The sequence below is a fragment of the Streptococcus danieliae genome (genome assembly GCF_013415245.1).
GTDB lineage: Bacteria > Bacillota > Bacilli > Lactobacillales > Streptococcaceae > Streptococcus > Streptococcus danieliae_A.
Window position 1 is genome coordinate 1 of sequence record NZ_JACBXX010000217.1, and the last position, 7484, is coordinate 7484.

At 45.9% G+C, this 7484-nt stretch carries 8 protein-coding genes; 3 read left to right on the forward strand and 5 right to left on the reverse strand.

What is annotated here, in order from left to right; all coding sequences use genetic code 11:
* Positions 1-274 precede the first annotated feature (274 nt).
* Positions 275-433 carry a helix-turn-helix domain-containing protein gene (locus HZY94_RS09470; RefSeq protein WP_373683189.1) on the reverse strand — a complete coding sequence of 53 codons (159 nt, stop codon included), beginning with the start codon at positions 431-433 and terminating at the stop codon, positions 275-277.
* Between the two features lie 98 nt (positions 434-531).
* Here HZY94_RS09470 and HZY94_RS10620 point away from each other — a divergent pair, with 98 nt between their 5' ends.
* The 3 genes from HZY94_RS10620 to HZY94_RS09480 all read left to right on the forward strand — a co-directional run bounded on the left by HZY94_RS10620 (position 532) and on the right by HZY94_RS09480 (position 2333).
* Positions 532-660, forward strand: coding sequence for a hypothetical protein (locus tag HZY94_RS10620; protein WP_257151916.1), 129 nt, complete (start codon positions 532-534; stop codon positions 658-660).
* Positions 661-754: 94 nt separating this feature from the next.
* Positions 755-1651, forward strand: a complete 897-nt coding sequence (locus HZY94_RS09475) for an ATP-binding cassette domain-containing protein (RefSeq protein ID WP_179925929.1) — start codon at positions 755-757, stop codon at positions 1649-1651.
* Positions 1635-2333 carry a hypothetical protein gene (locus HZY94_RS09480; protein WP_179925930.1) on the forward strand — a complete coding sequence of 233 codons (699 nt, stop codon included), beginning with the start codon at positions 1635-1637 and terminating at the stop codon, positions 2331-2333. The genes HZY94_RS09475 and HZY94_RS09480 overlap by 17 nt, the downstream gene beginning before the upstream one ends.
* Positions 2334-2381: 48 nt before the next feature.
* On the opposite strand, the gene leuS is transcribed toward HZY94_RS09480, so the two are convergent.
* From leuS to HZY94_RS09500, 4 genes are all read right to left on the reverse strand, one after another.
* Positions 2382-4883: a leucine--tRNA ligase gene (gene leuS, locus HZY94_RS09485; protein WP_179925933.1), complete on the reverse strand. Its 2502-nt coding sequence runs from the start codon at positions 4881-4883 to the stop codon at positions 2382-2384.
* A gap of 558 nt (positions 4884-5441) precedes the next feature.
* The gene (locus tag HZY94_RS09490) at positions 5442-6206 is read right to left on the reverse strand and encodes an ABC transporter permease (protein WP_179925931.1); all 765 of its coding nucleotides are present in this window, start codon (positions 6204-6206) and stop codon (positions 5442-5444) included.
* Complete coding sequence (locus tag HZY94_RS09495) at positions 6203-6841, reverse strand: ABC transporter ATP-binding protein (RefSeq protein WP_179925932.1); 639 nt, start codon at positions 6839-6841, stop codon at positions 6203-6205. The genes HZY94_RS09490 and HZY94_RS09495 overlap by 4 nt, the downstream gene beginning before the upstream one ends.
* A gap of 191 nt (positions 6842-7032) precedes the next feature.
* Positions 7033-7484, reverse strand: a 452-nt coding sequence (locus HZY94_RS09500) for a group II intron maturase-specific domain-containing protein (protein WP_306538745.1), incomplete at its 5' end; no start/stop codon positions are given.

The window sequence follows — 7484 nt, forward strand, 5'->3', positions numbered from 1 at the left end:
GTAGCGACGATCATTAATTGTCAAATGTTTTCCTTTTGTTGTATAATTGTTTTGCATCTCTGTGCCCTTCCTTTTGTTTGTGGTGAACAACAAGTATAGCACGGAGGTGTTTTCTTATACCTTACAAAAGGATTTCATTTGACAACAGGGACTTTTGAAGCTGTTTTGAGGGCTAAACCAAGGCTATCATTAGCCTTGGCCAATTAGCCTAACAGCTCCAAACCTATTATCAAATGAAATCAGACAACTCATCAGAATGAGTTGTAGTACTTATCTAGCAGATAGGATGGGTGGCTAACTTCATTTTAAAATTTTTGTTACCGTTTTCAAAACGAGAAAGTTGAGCGGTTGAAATATAATCTCCTGCCACCTCAGCCAAGGACAAATTTTTAGATTCCCTTAACATTTTAAAAACTTTTCCATAAGATTCCATTTACGTACCCCTATTACTCATATGTAAACTTTTTTGAAGTTAATGGGTAAAAGTATATCATATATGTATACAAATATCTATGTCACAGGAGATTAATTATGAAAAAACAAGCTATTTTATCCTTAATATTTCTTCTAGCAAGTAGTCTACTCGCTCTTAGTTCAGCACAAGAAAATAAACAACATGACATAAAACCTGTCTTATTTCTACAAAACCGTCGATGGTAAATAAAAATCCACCTCTTTTATTCAAGTTGAATATGATATAATTGCTTGGTAACCCTATTTTTACAGATCAGCAAACTAAAAGAAAGGACCCTTTATGTCTGATTTTTTTAAAGTCCATAATATTCATAAATCTTACAAGGAGCATATAGCCGTTGACCAAGTTTCCTTTAACTTACAAAAAGGAGAGATTTGTGGCTTGGTTGGGGAAAATGGAGCTGGAAAAACCACCTTGCTTCGTTTGCTCACCGGACTCATCCGGCCAGATCAGGGAGAGATTCAGGCACAACCAGGTTTAAAAACTGGTGCTCTGATCGAATCCCCCGCGCTCCAACTTCATCTGAGTGCCCAGGACAATCTCCACTATCTGGGACTCCAGTTAGGCATTTCCAACTTAGAAGAGAGAATTGCAACGGTCTTAACCTTAGTTGGATTAGACCAAGTGGATTCGCGTAAGAAGAGTAAAGATTTCTCCCTAGGTATGCGCCAGCGTCTAGCTATCGGTCTGTCCATTCTTCACCAGCCCGATTTTCTAATTTTGGATGAGCCGATCAATGGACTCGATCCGGCTGGTATTCGAGAAATGCGCAGTATTATCCACAATCTTCGCGATCAGGCAGGGATGACCATCCTCATCTCCAGCCACATCTTGTCCGAATTGGAAATGGTCGTTGATCGCTACCTGATTATGCACCAAGGGAAATTGGTCCGACAAATTACGAAGGAAGAGCTGGAAGCCCAGGTTGCAGGATCTCTTTGCTTAGAGTCGCAACAAATCCAAGAAATCACAGCTCTATTAAACAAGCTAAAACTATCTTTCCACCAAGAAGGAACACGCTTTTTCTTACCTGAAGCAACCCCACTCATGCCTCTCTTACAAGAAATTTTGGCAGAAGGTCTAGTCATTGAAGCAGCCTTCCATCAACGCCATTCATTAGAAGACTACTACCTAACACTCATTCATGGAGGAACTCCACATGCTCAACTATCTTAAGGCAGATCTCTATCGTATTCGCCGAGAAAAACGCTTTTTACTCCCTCTAGCTATTCTCGCAGCCCTCTGCTTTCTAACTACAGCCTTTCTTAGAGGGGAACCCGAAGCAGACTCTAGTATCTCCTTCGTCCAAATGATGGGGCAACTCTTCCCCCTCTTCTTTCTAGCCGCTGGTAATTTCTTTCTCGGAGATGACCTACAGCAGCGCACAATCAACTATCCAATTATCCAGCTGAGTAATCGCTTGAAACTGTTAGTCTATAAGGTTCTCGCAATTCTCATTACCAACAGTCTCCTCCTAGTCTTGGCCTATCTGTTCTTCGCTCTTTTTCGAACTAGTCTCGGTGGGGCTTTAGATGTAGGCGCTCTTTCAGTACTTATGGGACAACAACTAGCCATCTATGGCTGTATCAGTCTCTTCTTTATCAGCCTCTACCTCCTCTTTCCCAAACCTGGCCAAGCTGGTCTAACCTTTGTTATCCTCAGTATCTTCTGGGATAGTCTCTTCCGCTTAGTCGTAAACCAAGTTCTCCACTTCGAACTTCCGAGCTGGATAACACTTTTCCTAGCTTCTCAAGCCGACTATCTGCTCAGTCCAGACTTTTTCTTCATACTAATGGTCTACACCTTTATTCTCCTCTACCTCCTCTATCGACTTTTCCAAAGACAGGAATTTAAATAGAGTGAAGTCAAAACATCCTCCGATTTTATTTTCGGAGGATGTTTTCTATTATTTCACAACAATATTGACCAATTTATTCGGTACGGCAATGACTTTGAGGATCTCTTTGTCAGCAATTTCGGCCTGGACTTTTTCATGGGCCAGGACGGTTGCTTGGAGGTCCTCTTTAGAGAGGTCTTTAGGCACCATGAGTTTGGCACGGACCTTACCTTTCAGTTGGACAACAATTTCAACCTCATCTTCCACGAGGAAGGCCTCATCATGGCTTGGCCATGGTACATAGCTGATAGACTGACCAGAAGCGGTGAGGGTTTGCCAAAGTTCCTCGGCCAAGTGTGGGGCAAATGGCGCTAGGAGTTGGATAAAGCCTTTGGCATAGTCGATGTAGAGTTTGTCAGCCTTGTTGGCGGCGTTGACAAAGATCATCAGTTGGGCGATGGCAGTGTTGAATTTGTAGTCTTCAATCTGCTCGGTGACAGCCTTGACGGTTTCGTGGTAGACCTTGTCCAGCTGGCCGTCATTATCAGTGCTTAGCTCCTTGCTGGTGATGAGGCGGTAAACCCGGTCCAGGAATTTCCGGCTGCCTTCCAGACCTTCTTCACTCCAGGCAATGGAAGCATCCAGTGGTCCCATAAACATCTCGTAGACCCGTAGGGTATCTGCTCCGAATTGCTCTACAACATCGTCCGGATTGACCACGTTTTTCAACGATTTGGACATTTTAGCTGGGGTTTGCTCCAATACTTCACCTGTCTCACGATGGATGAAGGCACCATCTCGTTTTTCGACCTTGTCGCTTGCGACCAAAGCCCCTCGGCCATCGCGGTAGCTGGTTCCCAAGATCATACCCTGGTTGAAGAGTTTTTGGAAGGGCTCCTTGGTTGGGACCACGCCGAGGTCATAAAGGAACTTGTGCCAGAAGCGGGCATAGAGCAGGTGTAAAACGGCATGCTCGGCTCCCCCGATATAGATATCGACTGGCAACCACGTCTTGAGCAGTTCTTCGTCGGCTAATTTCTCAGTATTGTGGGGATCAATGTAGCGGAGGTAATACCAGCTAGAACCAGCCCACTGAGGCATGGTGTTGGTTTCCCGACGACCTTTGACACCATCTTCGCGGGTCACCTCAAGCCAGTCTGTCAAGTTAGCCAGTGGGCTTTCGCCGGTTCCGGATGGTTTGATGTCTGAGGTTTTTGGCAAAACAAGCGGAAGCTGGTCTTCTGGGACTGCTGTGGAAGTGCCGTCTTCCCAATGGATGATTGGGATTGGTTCTCCCCAATAACGTTGGCGACTAAAGAGCCAGTCACGAAGTCGGTAGGTGATGGTTTCTTCCCCCATCCCCTTTTCTTCTAGCCAAGCCGTCATCTTCGCCTTAGCTTCTTTTGTATTTAAACCATCCAAAAATTCCGAATGAATATGCGGACCATCTTCGGTATAAACAGCCTGCTCCACATCGCCACCTTCAATTACCGGGATAATCGGTAGGTCGTAAACCTTGGCAAATTCCCAGTCACGCGCATCATGGGCTGGAACGGCCATCACAGCACCCGTTCCGTAGCTAGCCAAAACATAATCCGCGATCCAGATTGGAATCTCCTTGCCATTGGCTGGATTGATGGCATAAGCACCGGTGAAAGCACCCGTCTTCTCCTTGGCCAAATCGGTCCGTGCCAAGTCTGACTTGAGGCTGGCCTGACGCTTATAGTCTGCCACAGCCTCCGCCTGCTCAGGACTTGTAATCACATCCACTAGCGGATGCTCCGGCGCCAGGACTGCATAAGACGCTCCAAACAAGGTGTCCACACGCGTTGTAAACACAGAGAAGCTTTCCTCATGCCCCTTGATCTTGAAATGAACCGTCGCCCCAGACGACTTGCCAATCCAGTTCCGCTGCATATCCTTGATGGACTCTGGCCAATCCAGGTCCTCCAAGTCTTCCAAGAGACGGTCAGCATAAGCGGTAATCTTCAACATCCACTGACGCATGGGCTTCCGCACTACTGGATAACCCCCCCGCTCAGAAGTTCCATCCGGAAGCACTTCCTCGTTGGCAATCGCGGTCCCCAACTCTTCGACCCAGTTTACAGGAACTTCAGCCTCATAGGCCAAGCCTTTTTCAAAGAGCTTGGTAAAAATCCACTGGGTCCACTTGTAATAGTTGGGATCCGTCGTATTGACTTCCCGATCCCAGTCATAGGAAAAACCAAGGGCATTGATCTGACGCTTAAAGTTGGCGATATTCTCTGCCGTAAACTCCGCCGGGTCATTCCCAGTATCCATAGCGTATTGCTCCGCTGGAAGACCAAAGGCATCCCAACCCATCGGGTGAAGGACATTGTAGCCCTGAGCCCGCTTATAGCGACTCAAAATATCTGTCGCTGTGTAGCCCTCTGGGTGACCAACGTGCAAGCCAGCACCAGACGGATACGGGAACATATCCAAGGCATAAAACTTGGGTTTATCCGCATCAGTTCCAGTCTTAAAGGTCTCATGTTCAGCCCAGAATTGCTGCCATTTGGGCTCAATTTCTTTGTGATTATAAAAGCTCATCATCTGCCTCACTTTAACAATAAATTAACCCCATTATACCATGAAAAAATCAGGATAGCCAAGCGATTCCAGCCAGTTTCCTGGCAAATATATGAAAGGTTCCACTTGTCTAATTTGAATCTAGTCGGCTAGACTTGTTGAAACTATGATACCCGCAATTGATTTCAGAGTATCAAAAACACCTTTGTACTTCCCCTTTCTCAGCCACAAACAAAAAAGAACGCAGAAATACTTAGCATTCTACTGCGTTCTGAGTATAAAAAACAAGCTACTTTAAAGCAAGAATATCGTATTGATTTTTATCATTTTTACTATTCCCATACCAATTTAAAATCCCTTGTTCTGCTAATTTCTGCAATCGTTTGCCAATATGACGCCTGCTTCTTCCAGTCAGTTCAACAGCCCTAGATGTCGTTATCCTCTCACCGGAATGATACATATAGTGAACAATAACTTTCTCATCAGTATGCAGATTTTCAAAGTTAGAAAACGACTTCCGAAGAAGTCGCTATATAACTATTTTGAGAGGAACTAAGATAACTTAAACAATTGCCTAGGCTATTCAAAATCCAACTGGGCCTTGCTGGTGAAATAGGTCCGGTAGGCAAAGTAGGAGGCAATCACTGCCGCCAGACTGGTTGCCGACAGCAACATAAACATCACCATGATCTGGTAACGAATCGCATGGACCGGATCGACCCCCGCAAAAATCAGACCTGACATCATTCCAGGCAGGCTGACCAGTCCCACTGTTTTCGCCGAATCAATGGTTGGCTGCATCCCCGTCCGGATGCTCTCCCGTAAAATGTCTTGGGAAGCCAGTTTCACAGACGCCCCGAGACTCAGTTTTTCCAGCACCTGCTGGCGGTTATCTGTAAACAGACGGTGCATAGACCGGTAGGATAGCCCAACAGCTGCCATGGCATTGCTGGCCAACATCCCCGAAATCGGAATTACCTGCGACGGAATAAACTGAATCGCTCCAGAAGCCACCAGAATCCCCAAGGTCAAACCTGTGGAGACCAGAAGAGCCAGGAAAGGATAGAGCTGTTTCTTATTGGGATTGGGGTTCCGCTTATTGGCCTGGCTACTAGCATTGTAGAGAATTACCAGCACCATGGCCAGGCTCAGAAAGACATTGGAAACCTGGAAGATAAACTGGAGAACATAACCCACCAGAATCAATTGTACAACTGTCCGAAGCACAGCCATGGCAATATCCTTGGTCAGCCCCAACTTTTCCTTCTGACTAATCCCCATAGCTACCAGAACCAGGGAAAAAATCAAAACTAGCGATAGATTATCAACCGATACATTTGTCATAGGACTAACCTTCCTCCCTCAACTTGCAATACTTTCTCAGCCGCCGCAATTTCTGCAGCGTCGTGGGTCACTTCAATAATTGTTTTCCCGGATGCGTGGTACTCACCAATTAGGTCATGCACGACCTCCTTGGTCCCTGCATCTAACCCTACCGTTATTTCATCCAGCAGTAAAACCTTTGGCTCAAATAGTAAATTTCGAACCAAAGCCACCCTTTGTTTTTCCCCACCGGACAAATCCGTAATATTCTTGTTTAAAAAAGCTTCAGAAAGGTTGACCTTCCGCAAAGCTTGAACCGCCCGCTGACGATCAAAGGCTAGCTGCCGCACCTCGAAGGGGAAGGCCAAGTTATCCGCGACCGTCTTGCCAAACAAAACCGGCTGCTGGAAGCAATAGGAAACCTCCTGCCGATAGAGCGGCATGTCCAAGTCAGCCAGATTGCTTCCTTGATAGAGAATCTGCCCCTGACTCGGAGAAATCAGCCCTCCCAAGAGCTTCAAAATACTACTCTTACCACTACCAGACGGGCCAACCAGTGTTAACCGCTCTCCCTCTTGAACCGAAAAATCAATCGCCTGCAAAATCGCCTGCCCCTTATCTGAAAAGCCCAGAGACTCCACCGTAAACACTGCCATAGCCGCCACTCCTTCGTTTTTATTTAGAATAATTCTAATTATATTCTTTCCCAGCCCTCCTGTCAACCACTTGGACAAAGATCATAAAAGTCAGACAGTTTTGTAAGCGCGCTATAACCAAGTATAATCGAGTAGAGGCTAATTTCTAGTCCCTCTCACACCACCGTGCGTGCCGTTCGGCACACGGCGGTTCAACTAACTTTTAACGCATGTCGTTTAAGATAGAAATCTAGACAAGAAACCAGTCCTCTTTTAGTAAGGGCTGGTTTTGATATAGCTCGCTTTAAGACTGACTTTTGTGCCACTAGTTGATAGTGGTTACCCCAGCCAGATACTTTATCGGCTATCCATTTCGGAACACCTAGTTTCAGAAGTCCCCATAGTCGTCTCGATTTTTTCTTCCATTGCTTCCAGATAATGACTCGGATACGAGTTCGTAAACGCTCATCTATTTGCGTCAGTATCGTCTTCATATTACCAAGTGAGAAGTAATTTACCCAACCGCGGATAACCCAATTTAATCGTTCAATCCGTGTCGTTAGGTCAATGCTCCACTTCCTCGTCGTTAGTCGCTTCAGCTTGCGCTTAAAACTCTGTACACTATCTTGATGGGGACGGCATTTCCAGCCTTTCGGAGATGTGC

What these genes read in the sequence shown, in the direction of transcription:
- HZY94_RS09495 (WP_179925932.1), bottom strand. Translation starts at nt 6,841, where the DNA reads ATGGCAGTGTTTACGGTGGAGTCTCTGGGCTTTTCAGATAAGGGGCAG.
- HZY94_RS09490 (WP_179925931.1), bottom strand. Translation starts at nt 6,206, where the DNA reads ATGACAAATGTATCGGTTGATAATCTATCGCTAGTTTTGATTTTTTCC.
- HZY94_RS09480 (WP_179925930.1), top strand. Translation starts at nt 1,635, where the DNA reads ATGCTCAACTATCTTAAGGCAGATCTCTATCGTATTCGCCGAGAAAAA.
- HZY94_RS10620 (WP_257151916.1), top strand. Translation starts at nt 532, where the DNA reads ATGAAAAAACAAGCTATTTTATCCTTAATATTTCTTCTAGCAAGTAGT.
- HZY94_RS09475 (WP_179925929.1), top strand. Translation starts at nt 755, where the DNA reads ATGTCTGATTTTTTTAAAGTCCATAATATTCATAAATCTTACAAGGAG.
- leuS (WP_179925933.1), bottom strand. Translation starts at nt 4,883, where the DNA reads ATGAGCTTTTATAATCACAAAGAAATTGAGCCCAAATGGCAGCAATTC.
- HZY94_RS09470 (WP_373683189.1), bottom strand. Translation starts at nt 433, where the DNA reads ATGGAATCTTATGGAAAAGTTTTTAAAATGTTAAGGGAATCTAAAAAT.